The sequence below is a fragment of the Paenibacillus prosopidis genome, assembly GCF_003337375.1.
GTDB classification, from domain to species: Bacteria; Bacillota; Bacilli; order Paenibacillales; family Paenibacillaceae; genus Pristimantibacillus; species Pristimantibacillus prosopidis.
In genome coordinates, this window is sequence record NZ_QPJD01000006.1 from 301,484 (window position 1) to 326,157 (window position 24,674).

The window sequence follows — 24,674 nt, forward strand, 5'->3', positions numbered from 1 at the left end:
GCAGAAAGGAGCTGAAGAAAGGAAATGAACAAGAAATGGAGCACTAAGTTATGGATTGCCATTTTTTTGGCACCGACCATATTGATGTTTCTTATGTTTAATTTGACACCGATAGTCACCGTTTTTGTTACAGGCTTTACGGAATGGAACGGTTTCAGTTCTCCAAAGTTTAACGGGCTTGATAACTACATCAACCTCGTCTCATATGATGATACGTTTCTAATCTCGCTGCGAAACCTCTTTTTATGGTCTGCTATTGCTGCGACATTGCATGTAGGCTTCGGGGTGCTCGTAGCTTTCATTTTGTATAAAAGGCCCTTCGGATGGCGGGTGGTACGGGGTACATTCATGATTCCCAATGTTATCTCTGTTGCTGCTTGGGCTATCATCTATAAATTTATATTCAATGATGACATCGGAGTCATTAACAATTTCATGCGTGATATCGGCTTCTCCGACTTCCATGTGAAATGGTTTTATGAGTCGCCGGCTGCTTTTATTGCGATTACATTGACCTGGTTGTTCTATGCTGTCATCGTCACACTTATTGTTCTTAATGAATTAATGGCGATTCCCAAGGAAGTTCATGAAGCTGCACTTCTGGACGGCGCAAATGGATGGCAGGTTACCCGTTATATCAATTTACCACTTGTAAAAGGCGCAATCGGAACGGGTGTTATTCTGTCCATCACTGCGCGCATTGCCATGTTCGAAGAAGTAGCGCTTACCTCCCGAGGGGGCCCGGGCAACGATACGTATAATATCCCGTTGATGTTGTACAACGGCATCGTGAATTCCGAGTACGGGTATGCCAACTCAGCAGCAACCGTTATGATCATTATTGGCGTGCTGGTCATGATCGTCGTGAGCAGACTTTTCAAGATGAACGAAAAGATTTATTAAGAAAGAAAACATTGCCTTAAAGTGGGAGGTGTCAACCCGATGAAAAACAGTGTAATGCCGCAAATCCTAGGAAAGTTGTTTATCTATATCGTGATGATCTTTACGATAGCCGTATCGACGTTCCCGATTTTATGGATCATGATGTCGTCATTTAAGACGAACAAGGAGATTTTGGGCAATCCTTTCTCTCTGCCGCAGACGATTAGTTTACAGCCGTATATCGATGTTTTTCAGAACTATAATTTTCTGATCTATTTCAAGAACTCAATCTGGATCGCCGGATTGGCCACCTTGGTCGGGCTGTTCATTTACAGCCTTGCAGGCTATATTTTTGGCAAATTTGATTTTCGGGGCAAAAACTTTATTTACGCCCTGTGCACGATAACATTGCTCGTTCCTGGTCATGCGAAAGCACAACCTATTTTCTCGATTATTATGAAGCTTGGCCTTTACGACACGAAAACGGGGCTTATTCTCGTTTATTCCTCTTTTGGTTTGGCATTAGCACTGTTCATTTTGCGGGCGACCTTTATGACCATTCCGAAGGATCTTGATGAAGCTGCTTTGATCGACGGCGCGAGCTTCTGGCGGACTTTCTGGAATATCAACCTGCCTCTAGCCAAATCCGGAATCGCAACAGCGGGGATTTTGATGTTCCTGGGCAGCTGGAATGAGTACTTTTACGCGCTGATCTTGACCACCAGTTCTATGAACCGGACACTGCCGGTTGCTTTGCAATTTTTTGACGAAGCGTTCTCCTATAATTACACGAACATGTTCGCGGCGATTACGATGGTCGTGCTGCCTGGTATTATTATTTATCTGATCGTTCAAGAACAAGTGCAAGCGAGTGTGGCATCAACCGGGGTTAAGGGATAATCATTTAAGGAGCTAATATGTATATGGATTACAGAGTTATTAAAGAGAACGATTTATTCTTGCTGACGGATTTATCAGGAAACATATCGGAGAACAACTGCGGACACGGCCTTTATACGAAGGATACGCGTTTTTTGAGTCGTCTTGCTTTGAAAATTAACGGGGCGGATCCGAATCTTCTGGAATCGGAAGCCGATCAGAATTACATCTCGGAGATCGTTCTAACAAATACCGCAACCCAGGTTGACGGGAAAGTGTGTCTGTGGCCGGAGGCTTTAGAAATTGTTCGTACACGTTTTATCTATAAGGATGTCATGTACGAGACGGTGAAAATGACTAATTTCAATCCACATAAGGACAAGTTCGAGCTGTCCATCCTGTTTGACGCGGATTTTCAGGATATGTTTATCGTTCGCGGGTTTCAGAATGGAAAAGTGGGCAAGAAATCAGGAGTCAAGCAATATGACACGGGTTTCGAGATTGGATACGACGGTGAAGACGGTGTCGCTCGGAAATTGCTCGTAGAGTGGGACGAAAAGCCGGCTAGAGTGGAAATAACGGAAAACGGCGTTGAGGTGACTTTCAATGTCACGTTGGAAGCCCGTGATAAAAAGTCGGTTGCGTTCTATGTGATGCCGATTATCGGCAATTGTGTGCCGGTACGTTACCCGCTTGAATCTGCGGTTGAATCACTGCGCGCTTCCTATACGGATTGGGAGAAAGGATCGACCAAGGTGGAAAGTGATCTGCCGATGTTCAACAACTTGTATGACCGCGGGCTACAGGATATTCGTGTTTTGTTGACCGATCTCGGCTACGGCCGTTTTCCGGTAGCTGGACTGCCGTGGTACGCGGTGCCATTCGGGCGTGACAGTATAATCGCTGCGTTGCAGTTGATGTCCATCCATCCTGAAATCGCGAAGGGCACTATACTTACGATGGCTCATTTCCAAGGTGAGAAGGTGGATCCATGGCGCGATGAGCAACCGGGTAAAATCATGCATGAACTGCGGAGCGGGGAACTAGCGGGTACAGGAAATATTCCGTTTACGCCTTATTACGGAACGATCGATGCGACACCATTATTCCTGGTTTTGATCGGTGAATATGTGAAATGGACGGATGACTCCGCTTTGCTGAAGCAGATGATTCCGCACATCAAACGCGCGCTGGAGTGGATCGATGTTTATGGCGACCGCGACGGCAGCGGTTTCGTTTCGTACTTCCAGGAGTCAGAGAAGGGAATTGCTAACCAAGGCTGGAAGGATTCCGGAAACTCTATTGTTCATCGTAGTGGTGAATATGCGAAGGCACCGATCGCCTTAGTGGAAGTCCAAGGTTATGTGTATCAGGCGAAGTCGACTCTTTCTCAGCTGTTTGGCACGTTGAAGTTGAAACCTGAAACCACGGATTGGAGCGGTTGGTCCAATGCGCTAAAGGAGGAAGCGGAAGCGCTTCGTATTCGTTTTGAAGAAAAGTATTGGGTGGAGAGTGATCAGTATTACGCGCTAGCACTTGATGAGGAACAGAAACCAGTTGAAACCGTGACCTCCAATACTGGTCATGTGCTGATGTCTGGAATGATTCGCGGTGAGCGCGCAGCTGCGATTGCGCGAAAATTGGTGGATAAGGAGTTGTTCAGCGGTTACGGGATTCGTACGATGGCTGATGGCGAGATCGCATACAATCCGATGAGCTACCACAACGGCAGCATCTGGCCTCATGACAACTCTGTCTGTCTGATGGGTTTGAATGCGCAGGGGTTCCATAAGGAAGCGGTGATTGTAATGGAAGGCTTGCTCAAAGCCGGTGAGCACTTCGAGAACAACCGTCTGCCGGAGCTCTTTTGCGGTCATTCCTCTGAGCGGGGTAAACCGGTCCGTTATCCGGTCGCTTGCTCTCCGCAAGCATGGGCGGCTGCGACACCACTGATGTTTGTCCAAGTGATGCTCGGCATGCGCCTAGACTATACGGGACGCCAGATTATACTGGAGCCTGCTCTGCCAACCGGCATGAACAAACTGTCGGTCAGCCGCATGCGTCTCGGCGATGGTTTCATGAATGTGGAGGTACAACGCAGGAACGGCGTGTTCACGTACCAAGTTTTGGCGAACACGACTGGGTGGACGATCGGCGGTTCCGCTAGCTTCACTATGGAGATCCGATAGCCCTTTATTGAACTTGAAATTCGAGCGACAGCCAAGCGGAGAACCGCTTGGCTGTCGCTCTTTTGTTGTTCAATGTCAGCTATTCGGACATTATTTTTCTTGGGATTGCAAAAAGTTCTTGAAATTCATAATAAATATGTTATATTAACTAACATAAAAGTTGAACCGGTTCATCTGCTTGCAAGCAGCTTTTGATACAACCTAACTGAATAACCATTGTTTTCTAGGGTTCCGCGACAAATTGTGTGTCGGACAGGTCCGAGAGAAGACGCACAGCTTCGCCGCTGTGTCCACGGAGGGATAAAAGCCCGGGAGGATATGTTACATATCATCCCATGGGCTTTTTTCTTTTTGTATAAGCTTGTTAGATGAGGTCGGAGGGAGAGTATGGGGATGAAACAAGAGGTTACACTTCGCCAATCGCTCACACTTGTTCAGGTGGTTGCGTTAGGTTTAGCTTGGATGACACCAATGATTTACTTCTCAGTTTTTGGGATTGCGTACGATGCATCTAAGGGTATGATCACAGAAGCTTACTCACTTTCGGTAATCGCAATATTTTTTACAGCTTACAGCTACAGTATTATGGCGAAGATCTTCCCAGGTTCCGGTTCATCGTATACGTATGTCAAGCAATCGATGCATCCCATCCCTGGGTTCACCGTTGGCTGGGCGATTCTGCTTGATTATCTTTTCTCGCCGATCATCGCATGTCTGACCTTCGGCATCTACCTGAATGCGCAATTCCCGGCTGTTCCCGCCTATGTCTGGATAGTGCTGCTGAATATCGTCCTTGCAATTGTGAATATAGCCGGGATTAAATTCTCAGCCAGTCTAAGCAAAATATTCGTTTTGTTCCAAATTGTATTTATCGCAATATTCTGCATCTATCTGATCAGAGGGTTTAACGGGTTTGAAGAGGTCGTGCAGCCATTCAGCAATCTGGATGTCGGCTTACCTACAATCCTGGCAGGGGCATCGATTATCTGCTTTTCCTTCCTGGGCTTCGATACGGTATCCACGTTGGCCGAGGAGACGATTAATGCGAAGAAAACAATACCCCGCGCCATCATGCTAATCATTCTAATTGCAAGCATTCTATACGTGGTCACTTCGTATCTGATCCAGATGAGCTATCCTGCCATGTCATTCGCGAATCTCGATTCTGCCGGGTTTGAGCTGATGAAGATGGCTGGCGGCGCTACATTGGGCGCCATCTTTACGACTGTCTTGATCTTCGCCATCTTCACCCAAGGGTTAACCTCCGTAACCAGTGTTTCCCGGCTGCTCTACGTACTTGGCCGTGATTCCATTTTGCCGAAGAAGTTCTTTGGGGCGATCCATCCGAAATATCGTACGCCGGCTAACAATATAGTACTTGTGAGCATCATTTCGCTGCTGTCGCTTACCATCAGTCTCGATATGGCGGTCAAGTTCGTTAGCTTCGGTGCGTTGACTTCATTTGCATTCGTGAATGTGTCGGTTATTGCGGAATGCTATATCAAGCGGAAAATGCGCTCATGGAATCAAACGATTCAATATTTAATCTTCCCGTTGGCGGGCGCCACTTTCATCATCTGGCTCATTACCTTGATGGATACCAATGCATTGATGCTTGGCAGCATTTGGTTGGCTGCGGGTCTAGGTTATTACCTCTATCGCACGAAAGTGTCAAGTGCCTTTCGTACGAGAGGGAGCCTGTTAGAAGGAACTTCGGCAGCTATGGAGCATGAGTAAAAGCTTAGTTGTGAAGTATGTTGACATCGATGGTGATTCAACATATACTGATTGCATGTTAGCTAAGATGACAACTGAATCAAGGTTCCTGCTCTTATTAAATTGTCAGGAACGACAAAGCTGTCTAGGGTTCCGTTGGTCGATTAGTTGACTGAGTCTGGTCCAAGAGACGGCGTATGGTAGGAAGCTGTTGCCGCTGAGCATACTCGCTTCACGAGCCATATGACACGGAAGGATAAAAGCCTGGGAGATTACTCTCCCAGGCTTTTTTTATTTACTCGTACATCATTTCAAGAAAGTCGAGGGATGAAGATGATATGGAGTATAGTCATGGAACCAGGGGGAAAATGGTCAGGCCGGATTAGTCGTGGCAAGCTGCTTCGTTTTACCGCAATTGATGCAGGGGCGAATGTATCCCTTCTGCTCTATCATGCACACGATTTGACCGAACGATATAACATGCCGGACACACTGAAAGCGCAGTATACCTCACATCTATCAACAGGCAACACGTTGATGAGCGACAATGGGCGCGTCATGGCGAGCATTGTTTCAGATGATCTGGGCTGGCATGACACGATCAGCAGTTACACCTCTCGCGCAATGACGAATGCGAAATACGGAAGTACGAATTATCAGGAATTGCGCAATGATTGGCACCGCAGCGGACAGGAGAACTTCGCGGTTGAATTGATCCGTAATGGTCTTGGTGTGAGGGATCTGATGCCGAACGTCAATTTATTTTCCAAGGTGATCTGCGATGAGAATGGCTCCATGCACCATGTAGCCGAACATTGTTACGCTGGTGCCTCGGTCACGCTTCGTACCGAGATGGATGTCTTGCTTGTGTTATCGAATACGCCCAATCCGCTGGATGCCCGATCCGCTTATCCGTCTGTGCCGGTGAAGATGGAGGTTCTGCAAGCAGAGCCTGTCGATGACCAGGATGTATGCGTCAACCATCGTTCGGAGAATCGCCGTGCTTTCGAGAATACGTGGAGCTTTTACGGACTGATTTAACCCAGTGCGAGCTCGTTGATTAGTGAAGTAACCATGATCGTTCAGGAGGGATTTGGAATGAGTGCTTTTATACGTGTTGAGAGTGATCGCAAGCCAGAGAATGCGGTCTATGATAAGGTCATCTTGGCCGGGGATGGCTGGATGCATGATCTTGAGCCCGGTCAAGTGCTGCGTATTGTGGATTTGGAAGGCAATCAAGCGGCTGATACCTTGTTCTATGACGCGGATCATCCGGAGGACCATTACTCCGCTACGGCAACAATTGTACGTCAAGGTAATATTTATTTGACAACAGGTTCCATACTACTGGCGGAATCCGGTAAGGAACTCTTAAGGATCGTTGCCGATACTTGTGGGAGGCACGATACGTTAGGCGGCTCATGCTCCGCTCAGAGCAACACCGTTCGATATGCGCATGAGAAGCTGCACATGCATAATTGCCGGGATACATTCATGCTGCAATTAGCGAGCCGAGGCGGCAATTACAATAAACGAGATTTGGCGCCGAACATTAATTTCTTTATGAATGTACCCGTTACGCCTGAGGGAGGACTGAGGTTCGACGATGGGGTCTCATCGCCCGGCGCTTACGTAGAGCTGCTAGCATATGGTCGAACGACCGTGCTAATCAGCAATTGCCCTCAGCTTAACAATCCATGCAATGCTTATAATCCAACGCCGATTCAAGTCTTGATCTGGGATCGCTAACATCATATGCCTATTGGGGAAGAAGGAGAGGAATGCTATGTTTACCAAAGTACTGATCGCTAACCGGGGGGCTATTGCGGTCCGAATCGAACGAACGCTCCGCAGACTGGGAATCGCTTCGGTTGCGGTATATACCACAGCAGATCAAGACAGTCTTCATGTGGATCTGGCAGATGAAGCGGTTCTCATCGGGGACGGTCCAGCCAAAGAAAGCTATCTGAACGCGGAGCTAATTCTTCGCATCGCCCAAGAACGCGGTGTGCAGGCCATTCATCCGGGATATGGCTTCTTGAGCGAGAACGCGGATTTTGCCCGGGCTTGTCAGGAAAGCGGCATTGCATTCATCGGACCTCTTCCCGAGCAGATGGAAGCATTCGGGCTGAAGCATTCGGCTAGAGAGCTAGCATTGAGAGCGCAAGTGCCGCTTCTGCCAGGAACGTCCCTCATAACAGAGTTATCTGAAGCGTTAATCCATGCAGAGGAAATCGGCTATCCCGTTATACTCAAGAGCACGGCAGGCGGCGGAGGCATCGGTATGCGCGTCTGTTCAGATGAAGCAGCGCTGCGAACGGCTTTCGACAGTGTGCGTCATTTGGCGGAAACGAATTTCAAGAACGGCGGTTTGTTTCTAGAAAAATATATTGCAAAAGCTCGTCATGTTGAGGTGCAAATATTCGGCAACCGTTACGGAGAAGTGATTGCGCTTGGTGAACGGGACTGCTCGGTACAGCGACGTAACCAGAAGGTCGTGGAAGAAAGTCCTGCACCGAATTTTCCGGCTGATGTCCGGGAGAATATGCTGGCAAGCGCGAAGCGGCTGGCTGCTGAAGCAGGTTATCGTAGTGCTGGAACGGTTGAGTTTCTCTATGATCCGGACAGCTGTAACTTCTACTTTCTGGAGGTCAATACTCGCCTTCAGGTCGAGCATGGTGTAACGGAAGAAGTACTCGGGATCGATCTGGTGGAATGGATGATCCGCGAGGCGGCTGATGAGCTTCGCGACCTGCATACCCTTGTGGCTCAGCCATCTGGGCACAGTATTCAAGCGCGAGTCTACGCGGAGGATTGCCTGGCGCAATTCCGTCCAAGCGCAGGGCAGCTAGACCGTATGAAACTATCTGATAACTCGAGAAATGAGACGTGGGTACGGGACGGACTTACCGTGACTACGTTGTATGATCCGATGCTGGCCAAAGTTATCGTTCACGGTACGGATCGCCAAGATGCGATAGAGAAATTGAAGAAGGCGCTTGATGAGACCCGCTTCTATGGCATAACGACCAATCTACAGTATGTGCAAGCAATGCTCGATGAATCTGCTTTTCAGAATGGGGATGTTTTCACCCAATTGCTGAATGATTTTGCACCTGCTGAATCCGCTTTGGAAGTACTGGACAGCGGAATTCAGAGCACGGTTCAAGATTGGCCGGGTCGAGTCGGCTATTGGGATGTTGGAGTTCCGCCTTGCGGCCCGATGGACCCGCTTGCCTTCCGTACCGGCAACAAACTGCTCGGTAATCCGGACGACGCCAGCGGCCTGGAGCTGACACTTCGCGGCGGGACATACAAGTTCCGTGACAGCATGTGGTTCTGCATAACAGGTGCGAACATGGATCCGGTTCTGGATGATCAACCCATACCAATGTATAAGCCGGTGCTTGCCGAACGCGGACAGGTCCTTCGCTTCGGAGAAGCGAAGGAAGGACTTCGAACGTATTTGCTCATTGCAGGTGGATTGGATATGCCGCTTATACTCGGAAGTGCATCGACCTTTACACTTGGAGGCTTTGGCGGTCATGGCGGACGTGCGCTCCGGGCAGGCGATGTACTCGGCGTCCATAAGAGGGCAAGCCATGCGTTCATGACCGGACTTGCTGAGTCATATCGTCCAACATTTAAGAAGGAATGGACTATTGGCGTGATACCAGGTCCACATTGTACGGGAGAATTTCTGAAGCCCGAATATCTGGAGCAGCTTGCCGCGACAAGCTTTGAGGTACACTTCAATAGCTCACGAACCGGTGTGCGTTTAATGGGACCGGCGCCACTATGGGCGCGCGAAGACGGAGGAGAAGCCGGCCTTCATCCATCGAATATTCACGACAATGCCTATGCCGTTGGAACGCTTGATCTGACAGGTGATATGCCAATATTGTTAGGCCCTGACGGACCGAGTCTCGGCGGATTTGTATGTCCTGTGACGACAGCATCGGCTGAATTCTGGAAGATCGGGCAGCTGCATGCCGGCGATTCCGTAAGATTCAAGCTAATAACGCTCGAGCAAGCCGAAGAGATGCGGCGCGTACAGGAGGAATACCTGGAAGCGATCGGGCAAGGCGGGATTGAATTGCCCACTGCTTCGATTGTGTCATTAGAAGAGAATGTGCCGATGACACCTGATTATCCGGTCCTGCACAGCGACTCTGCAAACCGGAACTTCCCAATCACGATTCGCTGCAGTGGCGACGAGAATTTGCTTGTCGAATATGGTTCACTTGAACTGGATCTTCTGCTTCGCTTTCAGGTTCATGCTCTTATCGAAGCGTTAGGTGACAGCAAGGTGGTTCCGGTTCTTGATCTTACGCCGGGCGTCCGTTCAGTTCAAGTTCATATTGATCCGAAATTCATCACGGTCAAGCAAGCGGCGAAGCTGCTTCTTGAGCTGGATGCAACTCTTCCCCCGCTGGAGTCCATACGTGTCCCGTCGCGAATTGTTCGTCTGCCCCTATCCTGGGATGATCCTGCGACACAGCTTGCAATTGATCGCTATCAGCAGAATGTCCGACCGGATGCGCCTTGGTGCCCGAGCAATCTGGAATTTATTCGCCGCGTCAACGGACTTGAGAGCATCGATGAGGTTCAGCGGATCGTCTTCGAAGCCAGCTATCTGGTGCTGGGACTGGGGGATGTATACTTGGGTGCACCGCTGGCTACGCCGATCGATCCGCGTCACCGTCTTGTGACGACAAAGTATAATCCTGCACGTACATGGACGCCGGAGAATGCAGTTGGTATTGGCGGGGCTTATATGTGCGTATATGGCATGGAAGGTCCGGGCGGTTACCAATTCGTCGGCCGAACCATCCAGATGTGGAATAAATTGCGTTCCACGGAAAGCTTCGCAGCCGGCAAACCATGGCTGCTCCGATTCTTCGACCAGATCCAGTTCTATCCCGTCAGCGCAGAAGAGCTCCTCGTACTGCGCGAGGATTTCCTGCGTGGACGGTTCGAGGCGGATATTACGGAGACAAGTTTCGATCTTGGTGAGTATCTGAAATTTCTCGATTCGATCGAAGACAGCACGGCGGAATTCCGCAACCAACAGCAGCACGCTTTTCGCGAGGAACGGGATAGCTGGAAGGCGCTGGGCTTGGCGGAATACGTATCGGAACAAGAGCAAGGGAAAACGGGAAGCGATGAAGAACTCTCTTCAGAGATCGAGGCCATCCGCTGCTCAATGCCAGGAAGTATGTGGAAAGTACTCGTGTCACCGGGAGATCGTATTCAGAAGGGGGACACCGTTGTCATCGTGGAGTCGATGAAAATGGAGTTCTCTCAGCAGTCCCCTTTCGATGGGTTCGTTCATTCTGTGCATGTAAAGCCTGGCGACTCGGTTCATGCCGGACAGCTTATTGTAGGGATTGCACAAATGGAAGAAAAGGAGCTGACAGCCGTATGAGTACACGAGACTTCCCTGCGTTGCTGACGTTAGACTGGTTGAAGATTAGCTATGCGGAACAGACTTTGACGCCGTATGAAGTGATCCTGGAAGTTATTCGACGTGCCGAGACTGATTCTGAAATGAATATATGGATCTCCCCGCCTAAACTGGAGCAGATTATTCCGTTCCTGAAGCGGCTAGAGACTCTAGACTCGGCCCATGCGCCTCTATGGGGAATTCCTTTTGCCGTAAAGGATAATATCGATGTGGCTAATATGCCGACAACAGCGGGATGCCCGGACTTTACTTATAGGCCTTCCGAGCACGCGACGGTCATTGAGCGACTCGTTGAGGCAGGTGCAATCCCAGTCGGCAAGACGAATCTCGATCAATTCGCTACGGGTCTGGTCGGAACCCGAAGCCCATACGGCGAAACGCACAATGCCCTGCGGCCTGAACTCATAAGCGGAGGCTCCAGCTCGGGATCTGCGGTCGCGGTTGCAAGAGGGCATGTTGTCTTCGGACTGGGAACCGATACTGCGGGATCAGGAAGGGTGCCGGCAGCGTTGAATCAGCTCGTCGGCTTCAAGCCAAGTCTAGGTTCATGGTCAGTGAAAGGCGTTGTGCCCGCATGTGAAAGTCTCGATTGTGTCACAGTCTTCACCCACAACCTGGAAGATGCGCAAGCCGTGGACCAAGTTGTCCAAGGCATTGACACAGACGATCCATGGTCGAAGGAGATCCCGTATTTAAAGGAACCTAAGCTGCCAACGAAGCTTTATATGCCGATAGAGCCGTTGGACTTCTATGGTCCATTTGCCGAGAGTTATCGCCAGGCGTGGGAGAAGACGCAAGAAAGATTGGGGAATCTGGGGCTTCCTGTGGAGTATATCGATACAGCGTTATTCGCTGAAGCTGCAGCCTTATTATATGAGGGCCCGTGGGTAGCGGAACGCTGGGCGGCATTGGGTGATTTCATTGACGCCCATCCGGGAAGTACGTTCGGAGTAACCGAACAAATTCTTCGTACCGGTTCAAATTCCTCCCATTCGGCGGTAGCGATGTTCAAGGCTATGCATCAGTTGCAACGCTATAAGCTTCGGGCGCAGCAATTGCTGCAAGGCGGCGTTCTCGTAATGCCTACGGCGGGAGGGACTTGGACGCGCGAGCAAGTACGCATGGATCCGGTCTCGACGAATCGGGCCATGGGCCTCTATACGAATCATTGCAACTTATTGGATCTCTGTGCCATCGCTTTGCCGGCAGGGGAGGCTGAGGTTAAATTGCCTTTCGGCATTACGCTGTTCGCATCTTCTGGAGAGGAAATCTCGCTCTTTAATCTTGCGACCAGATACGAACAAGCGGAATCACAGCCTGTGACACCGGTTGCCGTATGCGGATTGCATATGCGCGGTTTCCCTTTGGAGGCCCAGATGAAGGCGCATGGGGCGCGCTTCATCCGCGAGGATCAAACGGCTGCTAAGTATAAGCTGCTGAAGCTGCAGACGCAGCCGGCCAAACCAGGACTTATCAAGTGCGAGAGCGGCGGGGCGTCCATTCATCTTGAAGTCTGGGAGATGCCGCTTGCTGCTTTCGGTGCGTTCGCGGCCAGCATTCCCGCACCGCTAGGAATCGGCAAAGTAGAATTGCAGAACGGGACTGAAGTACCGGGATTTATATGTGAAGGTTATGCTGCGGATGGAGCGGAGAATATCACTCATTATGGCGGGTGGCGAGCCATGTCGTTGACTGCAAAGCCTGTGGACACATCTATTTAGACCTTATTTTAAAAATATGAAACCTCTTCTGTCGTTGGCCTCGGATCCATGATCCATGTACCATGCGCTGAAGAGGTTCTTTTGCGTTCATCGGAGTAGTCAATCATCTATGCAGCCGGTTTATCCGATATTCATAGTTGTTTTTGCACAACTGCAGCAAATCGTATTTTAGCCCCCGTTTGGGCTCTGTTATTTTGAGAAGCTTTTTCCCTCCGCGTTTTAAGGAAGCACGAACTCTCTTCAGGTCGGCGACTGTGTTCACGATTAACTCGTCCGGCCTCTCCTCGGCATAACGTTTGACCAGAAACCGGTCACATGCCACCTCGCCGTACGCTTGTTCAAGCTCCTGCATTTGAAAGTTGCTCAGCATCCCTTCTTGAACCTTAGCGATCAGCACATAGGTTTCCCCGAAATAAAGCACGTCCTGGTCAATAACAGCCTCCCTATCTACAATCTGCTTGTCAGACGCTTGCTCCAGGTTACGAATGCTTAGCAGCATTTGCTGCGCTTTTTCAAACTCCAACCGGGAAGCATAAGCCTCCATTTGCCCATACAAGGTTTCAATCAGTCCTTGTCCTCGATTAGAGAGAAGCTCTGCTGCTTGACGGGCTTTTTCCAGGTAGTCAGGCTCCGATATTTTACCCTCGCATACGCCGCTGCATTTACCGATATGATACAGCAAACACACCTGCTTTGGCATCGTTTTACAAGTACGCAGACCGTAATGCTCCGTAACGAATTCCAGGAGAGCGTCTCGAAAGCCAGCACTTTTAAAAGGGCCCAAACGCTGTACGTTCTCAGGTATGGCTTCATTTTGTTTACGTCTGCGATTCCGGTAATATACGTCCAATCGGGGGAAACGTTCAGAGGTAAGCTGCAGATAAGCGTAGCCGCTGTTATCTCTCTTTAATGCTCTATTGTAAGGCGGTTTATGAATTTTAATTAAGTTATTCTCCAGGAGAAGACTTTCAGCTTCGTTATTTACTAATACCACCTCAATTGATGCGATTTCACCGACGAGCTGGCTAATTTTTCTGCGGGAATGCTGCTGCGTAAAATAGGAACGCAGCCGGCTCCGTAAGTTTTTGGATTTACCGACATAGAGGATGTAGCCGTCTGCGTTTTTCATAAGATAGCAGCCGGGGCATGTTGGGTAATCGCCGGCGTTGAAGGTGAACGGCATGAAAAGTCATCCTCCTACTGCTTAAAATCTACCTCGCAATCATTATTCGACGTAGAAATTGCTGATACCTTGTTTTAGTTGCTGGGAAAAATTGTTCAGAGTAAGTGGGCTACATTCGTAAAAGAATGGCTGCCCCAAAAGTAGGTTTAGCTACTTTTGGGGCAGCCTCGTTTATTGTTGATAAACAACCTTTCAGCTATGCAGCGGCATAAATAGCCAGTATAATCTGATAAGGTATAGCTTAAAACAGAGGTGACACACGTGGAAGTGAAATTTTGTATGTTATGCGGTCATGAGATGGAAACACGCGACGTTGACGGTACTTGGAGAAGAGCATGCACGGCATGCAGCTTCGTCCATTGGGGCAATTATAGCATTGGTGTCGGAGCGCTTGTCGTCAAGGATGATAAAATGTTGCTTGTTCGCAGGGCGCAGGACCCCGGCAAAGGCAATTGGACGAATCCCGGCGGTTATATCGAACAGCTGGAGCCGATTCATGAAACGATACAAAGAGAAGTAAAGGAAGAGAGCGGAATCGAAGCTGTCGTCAAGAGCGTCGTGGCGCTGCGCGACCAGCCGAGAAGCATCCATAACGTCTACATCGCGTTTGAAATGGAATACGTCGGCGGAGAACCGGCACCGGATCATGTAGAGGTGGATGCGGCTGGATTCTTTAGTTTGCAGGAGATGGAGACGATGAACGTTGCCGGTTTTACACGTTGGCTCGTAGACGTTGCGTTTCACCGCCGTTCGCAAGGATTGACGATTGATGATGCGCCTGTCGTTCCGCTGAACGGATACGGCTTATTCCGGGTGTAAATACCCGTACTTTTCTACTTCATCTCACATAAAATACAATGTGCATGCTTCTTTTCAAGGACCTTCTTATGGGAGGTCTTTTTTTATATCTTAAAATAACCATGAGACCCAGTAGGACAGAACGACTAGTGTGAAAATGACGGTCACCGGTATAACGAGGTAAGTAACCTTCAAATACTCGCCCCAGCTTATTTTGACTCCGCCCTTTCTAACGATGTGCATCCACATTAACGTAGCTAGAGTGCCGATCGGCAATAGAAGCGAGCCCATATCGCTGCCGATTACGCTGGCCAGATAAGCAATTTTTAACGTCAAGGGATCGAGTCCCATATTCATTAAGGTAATGGTTCCAACCATTAGAGCAGGGTGATTGTTGAATATATTGGATAAGACACTTAACAAGGCACCCATCAGAACACTCGCGTTAAGCAAGCTTCCCGAGACAATTGGCTGCAGGAGCTGAATGAGCCAATCCGTTAACCCGATATTATTCAAGCCATAGATGATCACATACATACTGAAGGCGAAAAGGAGGATATACCATGGCGTTTTCTTCAACATGTCGGCAGGAGAGATTTTCAGATACATCCAGCGCCATGCCAGCAATGAGATGGATCCAATGACAGCCATTAAGGAAACCGGGAAATGAATGTAGGAGGCTGCAAATAAACTGAGACGTACGGCAAATACGAATAGGAGTATATTCCGCATGAACTTGTTGCGGTTTTCTCGCGGAATGGAGTCTTGCAAGGGATGGCTTCCCGGCATAAGATTCCACCTCGCTACCGGCGGCAGCTTTTTGGGAAGAGTGCGGTAGAAAATAGCGAATAGAAGAATTGAAAGCAAGACAAGCCCGAGTGTTGCGGGAACGAACATCATGGCCGTGTGCATATAGAGATCCATATGAACGATTTTTAACGCGATTAAGTTAACGATATTGCTTACGCCAATCGGGGCACTGGATGCTGTTGCAATTAATGCGCCAGATAAGAGATAAGGTATTTTTTGATGATTTTTGAGTCCCATATTTTTAAGTAAAAGCAAGAGAATGGGAGTCGTAATTAATATACTGCCGTCATTGTTTACGAACAGAGTCATGAGAAAGCAAAAAAGATTCGTTAACCAAAAAAGGCGGATGCCCGATCCTTTTGCTTTTTTCGTAAGAAGCTCGGCCGCCCAATAAAAAAATCCAAAGCTTTCTAATACGATAGCCATAACAATGGTCGCTATAATAGTGACTGCGGCTCCGCCTATCGTTTCCGTTATTTGGCCTAAGTCTGTGAGAGAAACGCTGCCGCTAAGAAGAACAAAGAATGCACCGACAGTGGCAGGTATAGCTTCGTTTACTTGCGGTCGCCAAAATATAAATCCGATCGTGAGCAGAAACGAGCAAATCGTAAGAATGACCGTTAAATCGTGCATGTATTAACCTCTTTTCAAGGATGGAAGTTATTTCTCTCTTGGTTGCAACTCTCCTTTACTAAAACTATTAAGCTATTAAGCTATTAATCTAGTAAACAAAGCTTTACATAGTCGATTCCTCCTTATCTATTAGTTGTGGTGGTAGTTTTATACTGTATGTATACGTACATGACACTTCATTCGTACTGGTCAATATCCCTATCTCTATTAAAATCTGCTAGTGTCAATTGATGATGTTTATCTCGTAATGATAGATACCGAGAATGGATAAATGACCATAGAAAACCCCCAAGCGGTATTCGCTCGGGGGCTTCAGCTAATCAGACTCACGTATAAGTTTAAAATATTGTGTAGGCGACATGCCGACGTATTTTTTGAACACTTTGCTGAAATGGAAGGGATCGTTTAATCCGGTTAAATAGCCGATCTCACCGACGCTGAGAGGGGTCGTCTCAATTAATTCCTTCGCTTGATTGATGCGTACCGTGTTGATGTAGCGGCTGATCGATTGGCCCGTTGCTTTTTTGAAGGCGCGGTTTAAGTAGTCGTAGTTGCTTTCGAATGCGAGCTCGATGTCGCTGCCAGTTATTTTGTTTTGGTAGTTTTGATGAATATAATCGAGCAGAGCATTCACCTTCACGATCGACTTTGAACGGAAGCGGTCGTTTCGCTGCAGCTCGTCGATGAAGTTTTCACGCGAGAGCTCAATGAGAAGCTGCGTAAATCTTAATGCGGTTAAGCTTCGATTGTAATGCCTGCGTTTATAAAGCTGCAGCATTTCATTCATAGCATGCAAGGCTTGGTTAAACCTTGTTTTATCGGAAATCGTATGGTATTTGGGAAAATAGCAGCCGTATGGATGGATATCCGCCATTGGCGGCTTATGCTGAGTGAACGGAGATTGATCATGACTGGCGATAAAATAGTCGGCAAGCGCGATCATATCTTCGATTTGCAACGATTTGATATCCGGGTGCTCGAAGTGAATGTAGTAGTAATCGCAAACATGCTTTTCGGTGCCTTCATGGTCCATATTAGGCTCGAGGATCAACATATCGCCTTTCCGAAGGACATAATGCTTGTCTTCCTCTTTGAGATGAAGCTCGCCGCTTCGAATGAAATAGAGAACGTACTCATTAATATTGCGCTTAAAATGAAGCCACGGGCTTTTGTAGGCGATAAACCCCATAATTTTTATTCGAGGAACCATTTCCACGTTGATTGCGAGCAAGGTTAGTCTCCCCCTCATCATTCAGAAAGTCGCTTTTGTACAAAAAGAGTCTCGATCTGACATTCCCGTTCATTCTAACACAAACTATACTTGGGTTGTATTTGAATCGACTTAAAAGATGGGATGATGCAGATGAAGAAGCTGAAAATCGGAGTTATCGGACTTGGCGGCATCGCGAATTTTCATATTGAAGGAATATTGGCAAGCGGGGACGCTGAGGTATGGTCGATTTGCGATTGCAATGAGGAAGCGCTTTTGGCCAAAGGGGAGGAGCTGAACGTGCCGCCGCAGCGGCGATATGTGAATCATTTAGACATGTTAAAGGATGTTGAGCTGGATGCCGTGACGATCGGCACGCCGAACAGCAATCATTTTAGGATAGCTTATGATGCGATCAAGCACCGCAAGCCGTTTGCGCTCGAGAAGCCGATTGCGCTGGATGCGAAGGAAGCGGCTATTCTTCGGCAGGCGCTGGCAGATCGGCCATTGCCTCATATGGTGTGCTTCAGCTACCGGTATAAGCCGGCGGTTCGCTATGCCAAGCAGCTGATCGGGCAAGGCGTCTTAGGCAAAATCAATCATGTATACAGCCAGTATTTGCAAAGCTGGGGGATCAGGGAGGATATCCCGCTTGTATGGCGATTCCGCAAGGATCTGTCCGGGTCGGGCGCGCTCGGTGATTTGGGCTCGCATATTTTAGATCTTACACGTGTCTTGGTTGGAGAAACCGTACGCGTTTTGGCCGATGCGGGTACGATTGTGAAGGAGCGTGAGCTCTTAAGCGGTGAAGGAAAAGGCGAGGTGGATGTGGATGACTTTTGCCATGTGCTTGCAAGATTCGCTGATGGCGCTTCCTCGTCGATGAGCATTTCGCGTTTCGCTTATGGGCGCGGCAATTATCAGCAGATCGAGATTTATGGTACAGATGGTGCGCTTGTCTATAACCTTGAGGAAGAGGATACGATCCACGTTAAGCTGGTTGGAGATCAGCAATTTCGCAAGGTCGACATTCCGGCTTCGTTTACCGCGAATCAGATGCAGTCGTTCTTCGATTTGCTCCGCGGCAAGGGGGACGGCTTCGATGCGACCATTGAGGACGGCTACATCAATCAAGTGACACTCGATTCCATTGTGCAATCTTTTACGGAAGAACGTTGGATCGCAATTAAAGAGGAGGCAATTGTTAATGGTTAACATTAAGATAACGGTTTGGAATGAATACCGCCATGAGAAGCAAAATGAGCTTGTCGCAAGTATTTATCCCGAAGGTATCCATAACGCAATAGGCGGATATTTAAAGACGGTGGACGGCTTCGAAGTGAAAACGGCTGTCCTTGATGAACCAGAGCATGGTCTGAGCGATGAAGTGCTGAACAACACGGATGTACTTATCTGGTGGGGACATCTCGCCCATGCAGAGGTGCGGGACGATATCGTTGAGAAGGTACGGGCCCGGGTGATGAATGGCATGGGATTGATCGTGCTGCATTCCGGACACGGCTCGAAAATATTCGAGCGCTTGCTCGGAACGAAGACAGGCGATCTCAAATGGCGCGACGACGGCGAGAAGGAGAGAATTTGGGTCATCGAGCATGGACATCCGATTGCTGACGGCCTGAATGATTACATCGAAATCCCGAAGGAAGAGATGTACGGAGAGCGCTTCGATATTCCGGCCCCGGATGAGCTTGTGTTCATCTCGTGGTTTGAAGGCGGGGAAGTATTCCGAAGCGGCTGCTGCTACCGGAGAGGGAAAGGCAAGCTGTTCTATTTCCGGCCGGGGCACGAGACGTTCCCGATTTATCATCACCCGGATGTATTGAAAGTAATCGCAAACGGCGTACGGTGGGCTGCTCCTGTGCAGGGTGCGGCAATATCATTAGGTCGGGTTGCACCGCTTGAGAAAATAGGGAAATAACTGAGATGAAGATAAGGTGTTTTATTTTTCTGCCAAAACAGAAAAATAAAACACCTTTTTGGTTTCCTCCGAATTTTTTACAATTCGAACGAAGTAATATGTGACACCATTAGCGTAATGAAAACGGTTTCTTGAGAAGTCTGTTCTTAGCATAATGAAGGAGCAGCACAAATTAAAGGAGGGTCAAATATATGAAATGGTACAAAACAATTTTTTACGGGGTTCTGGCGGCAGTGATGGCGATCACCATTACGGCATGCAGCGGCGGCAATAACACACCTGCAAATTACGGAGGCAGCGCACCGGGAAATGAAAGCGGTAACACCCCGGCTAAGGGCGGCGAGAAAGTAACTATCGAGTACTGGCATACCTATAGCGACCAGGAAGAGAAGGTGCTCACGGAAGAAATTAAGCCGCTGTTCGAGAAAGAAAATCCCGGCATTGAGCTGAAGCTTACAAGAATGCCGTACGAAGGCTTGAAAGAGCAGGTTATCGCAGGCGTAGCGGGCGATGCGGCACCGGATCTTATGCGGATGGATATTATCTGGGTTCCTGAATTTGCAAAAATGGGAGCGCTTCAAGACATCAGCAAGATGGAAGGATTCGATGAGTTAAAACCAAACCTGTTCGAAGCGCCAATGGAAACGAACGCTTATAACGGCGGATATTATGGCGTACCGGTTAATACCAATACGAAAATCGCGATCTACAATAAAGCGGTCATGGACGAAATCGGCGTGACGGAAGCTCCAAAGACAATGGATGAATTCGTAGCGGCAGCGAAGCTTGCGGTTGCAAAAGGCAAGCCGGGCGCAATCGGCATTGGCGGCGCGAGTGTATGGGCAGCATCACCATACTTCTGGAGCCTTGGCGGTTCGCTGACGAATGAGGATTATACAAAGGTTGAAGGCTACTTGAACAGCCCTGAGAGCGTTAAAGCTCTTGAAACCATCGTTCAGTGGAATAAGGAAGGACTCGTAACGCCTACGATTCTTGGCGGCGAGCCAGGCGCTTGGGACGGTATGAAAAACAATGACTACATGATGATTGATGACGGCCCTTGGTTCTACAGCATTCTCATGAACGAGGCGGAATCTACCTTCAAACCGCTTGAGCAAACGATCCGCGGCTTGATGCCTGAAGGCGCAGGCGGCAGCCGTTCCGTTGTAGGGGGCGAGGATCTCGTTATCTTTACCAACTCGAAGCACCCGCAAGAGGCTTGGACATTCGCGAAGTGGATGCTTGGAGAAGAGCCGCAAAAGATCATGAGCAAGCTTGGACTTATCCCTACGAACAAAACTGCAGCAAACGATCCGGCATTCCTTGAGCAGCCATTCGTTACCGAGTACGTCAAGCAGCTTGAAACGGCAATGCCGCGTACTCCGATTCCGCAATACGGCGAAATGGAAACGATCGTTAACCTTGCCTTTGAGAAGGCGATTCGCGGCGAGCTTGAGCCGAAAGCGGCACTGGACGAAGCAGCCAAAAATATTCAAGCTATCTTAACGAAGTAATCGTCATGATGAGGCCTTCTTCTCCCCTATGCGGCCCGAAGAAGGCCTCCCAATTGAAAGATAGGGAAGGAGCATCAACATGTCTATTCAAGTGACGTTGCAACCGGAACCCGGGCAGAAATCCCGGGCAGGCTTAAAGTTAAAAAAAGGCATGCAGCAATGGATGAAGGTTATGCCTTATATTTTTCTCGGTGTTGTGGGTACGGCTGTATTCGTCATCTATCCGATGATCAGAAACATCATCATAAGCTTTCAAGAGTACAGCATTATGCCTAATGCGGAAAACCCTTTTGTAGGCTTCGCAAACTACGTCACGGCGTTTACCGATCCGAACAACAAAGTGCTGATGGCGATCCGAAATACGTTTTTGAACGTCGCGGTAACCGTGCCAATCAACTGGTTCCTGGCTATCGTGTTTGCCGTGTTAATCAATCTTCACTTCGTGAAGCATAAGATGGTCTTCCGTACGGTTTATTACTTGCCCATCATCACCTCATGGATCGTCGTAGCGTTCCTGTTCCGCTTCTTGTTCGCAGGCGGGGAATACGGCTTAATCAACTTTATCTTCTATAAGCAGCTTGGCATCTTTAATGAACCGGTTAATTTTTTATCTAATTATTGGTCGGCTATGATCGTCATTTGGTTGTTCCATATTTGGAAAACGGTTGGTTGGGGCGTAGTCATCTATTTGGCGGCGCTGCAGGGTATTTCGAGAGAGTATTATGAAGCGGCGCAAATCGATGGCGCGAACGGAACAAAGCAGTTTTGGAGCATTACGGTTCCGATGCTCGGGCCTGTAACAGCATTTGTACTTATTAACCTGGTGAACGGCGCATTTAACTTTTTCCCGCAGGTTTATTTTATTACAAAGGGCGGTCCGATGGACCAAACGCAAACGCTGCCGAGCCTTATGTACTTGCAAGCGTTTAAGAACTTTAACTTTGGTTATGCATCCGCGGTAGCCGTCATGATGGGGATCGCCGTGTTCTTGCTCACGTATTCCCAGATGAAAAAATTCGGCAATCAGCGGTTTTTGTAGGAGGGGGAAGCAATGAAAACTAAATGGCACATTCAGCTCCTGGTGTATACCCTTATCGTGCTTGGAGCATTGGCATTTCTATTCCCCTTCGTATATATGATCATGACAAGCTTTATTAAGGGGGCTTATTCGTTACCGCGGCCGAGGGAAGTATTCTCTGTCATTCCAAACCTATACAATTACCAGCTCGTGTGGAGCAAAAATAACTTTGCGAGATATTTCTTGAACAGCTCGCTCGTTACGCTGGTTTCCATGGCGGGAAGCTTGTTCCTGGGTTGCTTAACCGCCTACGGGTTTGCAAGGTTTAAATTTCCGGGTAAAGAATTTCTGTTCCGGACCTTCCTGCTTACGATGATGATCCCCGGCGTTATTAACATAATCCCACAGTTTCTGATTATTAAATCATTCGGATTGGTTAACACGTACTGGGGTCTATGGCTGATTTACATCGGTGGCGGCGTTGTCGGCAGCACCTTCTTCTTGAGAGGCTTCTTCGAGAGCATTCCGAAGGAATACGAGGAATCCGTGTTGATTGACGGCGGCGGCAGCTGGAGGATTTTCTGGAATATTTATCTTCCGCAATCGATGCCGGCGATCGCGACGCTTGCCGTTCTTTCCTTCCAAGGCACGTGGGAAGAGTATTTCACTGCGCTTGTTATTATTAAAGACGAAGCGATGCGGACACTGCCGATCGCGCTGCTTATGTTCAACGACAAGTACGCGACGAACTATTCATGGGTATTCGCGGCTTCGATCATCGCGCTCATTCCGACCGTCTTACTGTATATCATTTTCCAGAAGCGCTTCGTCCAAGGCGGATTTAATGAGGGCGGAGTCAAAGGCTAATAACCCGAACAGGAGTGAATAGATGAATTTGAATCGCAAAAAAATGAAAGCGGCGGCGGCAGCGGCTATCAGCTGCTTTGTCATGCTGGCTGCGGGCTGCAGCGAGCAGAAGGAAATCAGGGCGGAGACGGTGGAGAGTCAGGGGATCATGAGCCGATTGTCGACCGACAAGGCCGCTTACCGTCCCGGCGATAAGGTTAATTTCACGCTGGAGCTAAGCAAAGCCGAACCGAAAGCGAAGATCGTCGTTCAATACCGTCATCTTGGCGAGATGATCGGCGAACAGGAAGTAAAAGCAGACGGCGATCAAATCAAATGGGATTGGGCGCCTCCGAAGGAAGATGGCACGGGCTACATGGCTGAAGTATTCGTCACGGCAGGGGGTGAAGTGAAGGATCATCAGAACATAGCGGTCGATGTTTCTGCCGACTGGAGCAAGTTTCCCCGCTACGGCTATTTGGCCGACTTCCACAGCATGAGTGAGGAAGAGCTGGCGGGCGTAATCGAACGGCTGAACCGTTTCCACATTAACGGTATTCAATTTTACGATTGGCAGTATAAGCATCACGAGCCTCTAAAAATGGATGGCAACGAGCCGGCCCCGGAATGGCCGGATATCGCGAACCGCCCGGTCGCGCTTGACACGGTCAAAGGCTATATCGAACGAGCCCATAGCAAGAACATGATGGCGATGAACTATAATTTGCTGTTCGGCGCTTATGAGGGCGCTGAAGCGGACGGCGTCAAGCAAGAATGGGCGCTTTACAAAGATCCGACGCAAACGAACCAGGATAAGCATCCTTTACCGGACAGCTGGGCGAGCGACATTATGCTATACGATCCGAGCAATGCCGAGTGGCAGAGCTATATGATCGACAAGGAAATCGAAGTATTTAAGCATCTTAAATTCGACGGCTGGCATGTCGACCAATTGGGCGACCGCGGCGCATTGTGGAACGCTAAGGGAGAAAGCGCGAAGCTGACGCAAGGGTATGTGTCTTTCCTGAAAGCAGCTAAGGAGAAGCTGGATGTCGATTATGTCATGAATGCGGTCGGACAGTATGGGCAGGCGTTCATGGCCCCTCAGGCACCGCTCGAATTCCTTTACACGGAAGTATGGGACGGGCATCCGAAGTACAGCAGCCTGAAGGATATTATCGACCAGAACAGCAGGTTCAGTAAAAATAAGCTTAACACGGTGCTTGCCGCTTATATGAACTATGATCTGGCTGACGCTCAGGGAGAGTTCAATACGCCTGGCGTTCTGCTTACCGATGCGGTTATCTTCGCATCCGGAGGCTCTCACTTGGAGCTCGGGGAAAACATGCTGGCGAAAGAGTATTTTCCAAACAAAAACCTGTCCATTCCGGCCGAGCTGGAGGAGCAGCTCACTCGCTATTACGACTTCCTTACAGCCTACCAGAACATATTGAGAGACGGGCTGGAGGAATCGGATGCGGTAGCGGAGAGCGCTGGTGCAGTCGAAGTGTCCGAAAGCGCAGAGCAAGGCAATGTTTGGTCGTTCGCCAAACGGAAGGAAGGCAGCGACATCGTTCACTTCATCAATTTCTCCGATGCAACGACGATGGATTGGAGAGACAACAAAGGGGAACAAGCGGTTCCTGCGGAGCTTCGGAACGTAGACATTTCCATTCAAACGGAGCGGGAAGTAGCCGGTATTATGTTTGCTTCCCCGGACTACTATAACGGTTCGCCTGTTAAGCTGAGCTTCGAGCAGCAAGACGGCAGCGTGAAGCTTAAGCTCCCGGGCTTAAAATATTGGGATTTACTACAGATTCATTACAAATAAAAACGTGGCGCAGCCGATGAGGCTGCGCTGCTTCCGCA

At 48.9% G+C, this 24,674-nt stretch carries 18 protein-coding genes and 2 riboswitches; of the genes, 15 read left to right on the forward strand and 3 right to left on the reverse strand.

What is annotated here, in order from left to right:
* Positions 1-24: 24 nt before the first annotated feature.
* The 8 genes from DFP97_RS11555 to atzF all read left to right on the forward strand — a co-directional run bounded on the left by DFP97_RS11555 (position 25) and on the right by atzF (position 12,854).
* Positions 25-903 carry a carbohydrate ABC transporter permease gene (locus DFP97_RS11555; RefSeq protein WP_114380127.1) on the forward strand — a complete coding sequence of 293 codons (879 nt, stop codon included), beginning with the start codon at positions 25-27 and terminating at the stop codon, positions 901-903.
* Between the two features lie 39 nt (positions 904-942).
* On the forward strand, positions 943-1,782 hold the full coding sequence (locus DFP97_RS11560) for a carbohydrate ABC transporter permease (protein ID WP_114380128.1): 840 nt from the start codon (positions 943-945) through the stop codon (positions 1,780-1,782).
* A gap of 23 nt (positions 1,783-1,805) precedes the next feature.
* Positions 1,806-3,950, forward strand: a complete 2,145-nt coding sequence (locus tag DFP97_RS11565; RefSeq protein ID WP_114380129.1) for an amylo-alpha-1,6-glucosidase — start codon at positions 1,806-1,808, stop codon at positions 3,948-3,950.
* A 212-nt stretch (positions 3,951-4,162) separates the two neighbouring features.
* Positions 4,163-4,267: riboswitch (guanidine-I (ykkC/yxkD leader) on the forward strand.
* Positions 4,268-4,343: 76 nt separating this feature from the next.
* On the forward strand, positions 4,344-5,687 hold the full coding sequence (locus DFP97_RS11570; RefSeq protein WP_114380219.1) for an APC family permease: 1,344 nt from the start codon (positions 4,344-4,346) through the stop codon (positions 5,685-5,687).
* A gap of 113 nt (positions 5,688-5,800) precedes the next feature.
* Positions 5,801-5,939: riboswitch (guanidine-I (ykkC/yxkD leader) on the forward strand.
* Positions 5,940-5,993: 54 nt separating this feature from the next.
* Complete coding sequence (locus tag DFP97_RS11575) at positions 5,994-6,707, forward strand: urea amidolyase associated protein UAAP1 (RefSeq protein ID WP_114380130.1); 714 nt, start codon at positions 5,994-5,996, stop codon at positions 6,705-6,707.
* Between the two features lie 57 nt (positions 6,708-6,764).
* Complete coding sequence (locus DFP97_RS11580; protein ID WP_114380131.1) at positions 6,765-7,415, forward strand: urea amidolyase associated protein UAAP2; 651 nt, start codon at positions 6,765-6,767, stop codon at positions 7,413-7,415.
* 37 nt (positions 7,416-7,452) lie between these two features.
* A complete protein-coding gene (gene uca, locus DFP97_RS11585) occupies positions 7,453-11,094 on the forward strand; it encodes an urea carboxylase (RefSeq protein ID WP_114380132.1) in 3,642 nt (1,213 codons plus the stop codon).
* Positions 11,091-12,854 carry an allophanate hydrolase gene (atzF, locus tag DFP97_RS11590; protein ID WP_114380133.1) on the forward strand — a complete coding sequence of 588 codons (1,764 nt, stop codon included), beginning with the start codon at positions 11,091-11,093 and terminating at the stop codon, positions 12,852-12,854. Before uca ends, atzF begins: the two co-directional genes overlap by 4 nt.
* Before the next feature lie 103 nt (positions 12,855-12,957).
* Here the strand turns inward: atzF and DFP97_RS11595 are convergent, their stop codons facing one another.
* Positions 12,958-14,037 (reverse strand): GIY-YIG nuclease family protein, encoded by a 1,080-nt coding sequence (locus DFP97_RS11595; RefSeq protein ID WP_114380134.1) that lies wholly within the window; start codon positions 14,035-14,037, stop codon positions 12,958-12,960.
* Between the two features lie 261 nt (positions 14,038-14,298).
* Here DFP97_RS11595 and DFP97_RS11600 point away from each other — a divergent pair, with 261 nt between their 5' ends.
* Positions 14,299-14,856, forward strand: a complete 558-nt coding sequence (locus DFP97_RS11600) for an NUDIX hydrolase (RefSeq protein WP_114380135.1) — start codon at positions 14,299-14,301, stop codon at positions 14,854-14,856.
* A gap of 90 nt (positions 14,857-14,946) precedes the next feature.
* Here the strand turns inward: DFP97_RS11600 and DFP97_RS11605 are convergent, their stop codons facing one another.
* Positions 14,947-16,278, reverse strand: coding sequence for an ArsB/NhaD family transporter (locus DFP97_RS11605; RefSeq protein ID WP_114380136.1), 1,332 nt, complete (start codon positions 16,276-16,278; stop codon positions 14,947-14,949).
* Positions 16,279-16,594: 316 nt separating this feature from the next.
* Positions 16,595-17,509, reverse strand: coding sequence for an AraC family transcriptional regulator (locus tag DFP97_RS11610; RefSeq protein WP_114380137.1), 915 nt, complete (start codon positions 17,507-17,509; stop codon positions 16,595-16,597).
* Between the two features lie 132 nt (positions 17,510-17,641).
* Here DFP97_RS11610 and DFP97_RS11615 point away from each other — a divergent pair, with 132 nt between their 5' ends.
* The 6 genes from DFP97_RS11615 to DFP97_RS11640 all read left to right on the forward strand — a co-directional run bounded on the left by DFP97_RS11615 (position 17,642) and on the right by DFP97_RS11640 (position 24,636).
* Positions 17,642-18,703, forward strand: coding sequence for a Gfo/Idh/MocA family protein (locus DFP97_RS11615; protein WP_114380138.1), 1,062 nt, complete (start codon positions 17,642-17,644; stop codon positions 18,701-18,703).
* Positions 18,696-19,427, forward strand: a complete 732-nt coding sequence (locus tag DFP97_RS11620; RefSeq protein WP_114380139.1) for a ThuA domain-containing protein — start codon at positions 18,696-18,698, stop codon at positions 19,425-19,427. Before DFP97_RS11615 ends, DFP97_RS11620 begins: the two co-directional genes overlap by 8 nt.
* Positions 19,428-19,618: 191 nt before the next feature.
* Positions 19,619-20,941, forward strand: a complete 1,323-nt coding sequence (locus DFP97_RS11625; RefSeq protein ID WP_114380140.1) for an extracellular solute-binding protein — start codon at positions 19,619-19,621, stop codon at positions 20,939-20,941.
* Positions 20,942-21,020: 79 nt separating this feature from the next.
* The gene (locus tag DFP97_RS11630) at positions 21,021-21,980 is read left to right on the forward strand and encodes a carbohydrate ABC transporter permease (RefSeq protein ID WP_114380141.1); all 960 of its coding nucleotides are present in this window, start codon (positions 21,021-21,023) and stop codon (positions 21,978-21,980) included.
* A gap of 12 nt (positions 21,981-21,992) precedes the next feature.
* Complete coding sequence (locus tag DFP97_RS11635) at positions 21,993-22,826, forward strand: carbohydrate ABC transporter permease (RefSeq protein ID WP_114380142.1); 834 nt, start codon at positions 21,993-21,995, stop codon at positions 22,824-22,826.
* Positions 22,827-22,848: 22 nt separating this feature from the next.
* The gene (locus DFP97_RS11640) at positions 22,849-24,636 is read left to right on the forward strand and encodes a glycoside hydrolase family 66 protein (RefSeq protein ID WP_114380143.1); all 1,788 of its coding nucleotides are present in this window, start codon (positions 22,849-22,851) and stop codon (positions 24,634-24,636) included.
* The last annotated feature ends 38 nt before the right edge of the window (positions 24,637-24,674 follow it).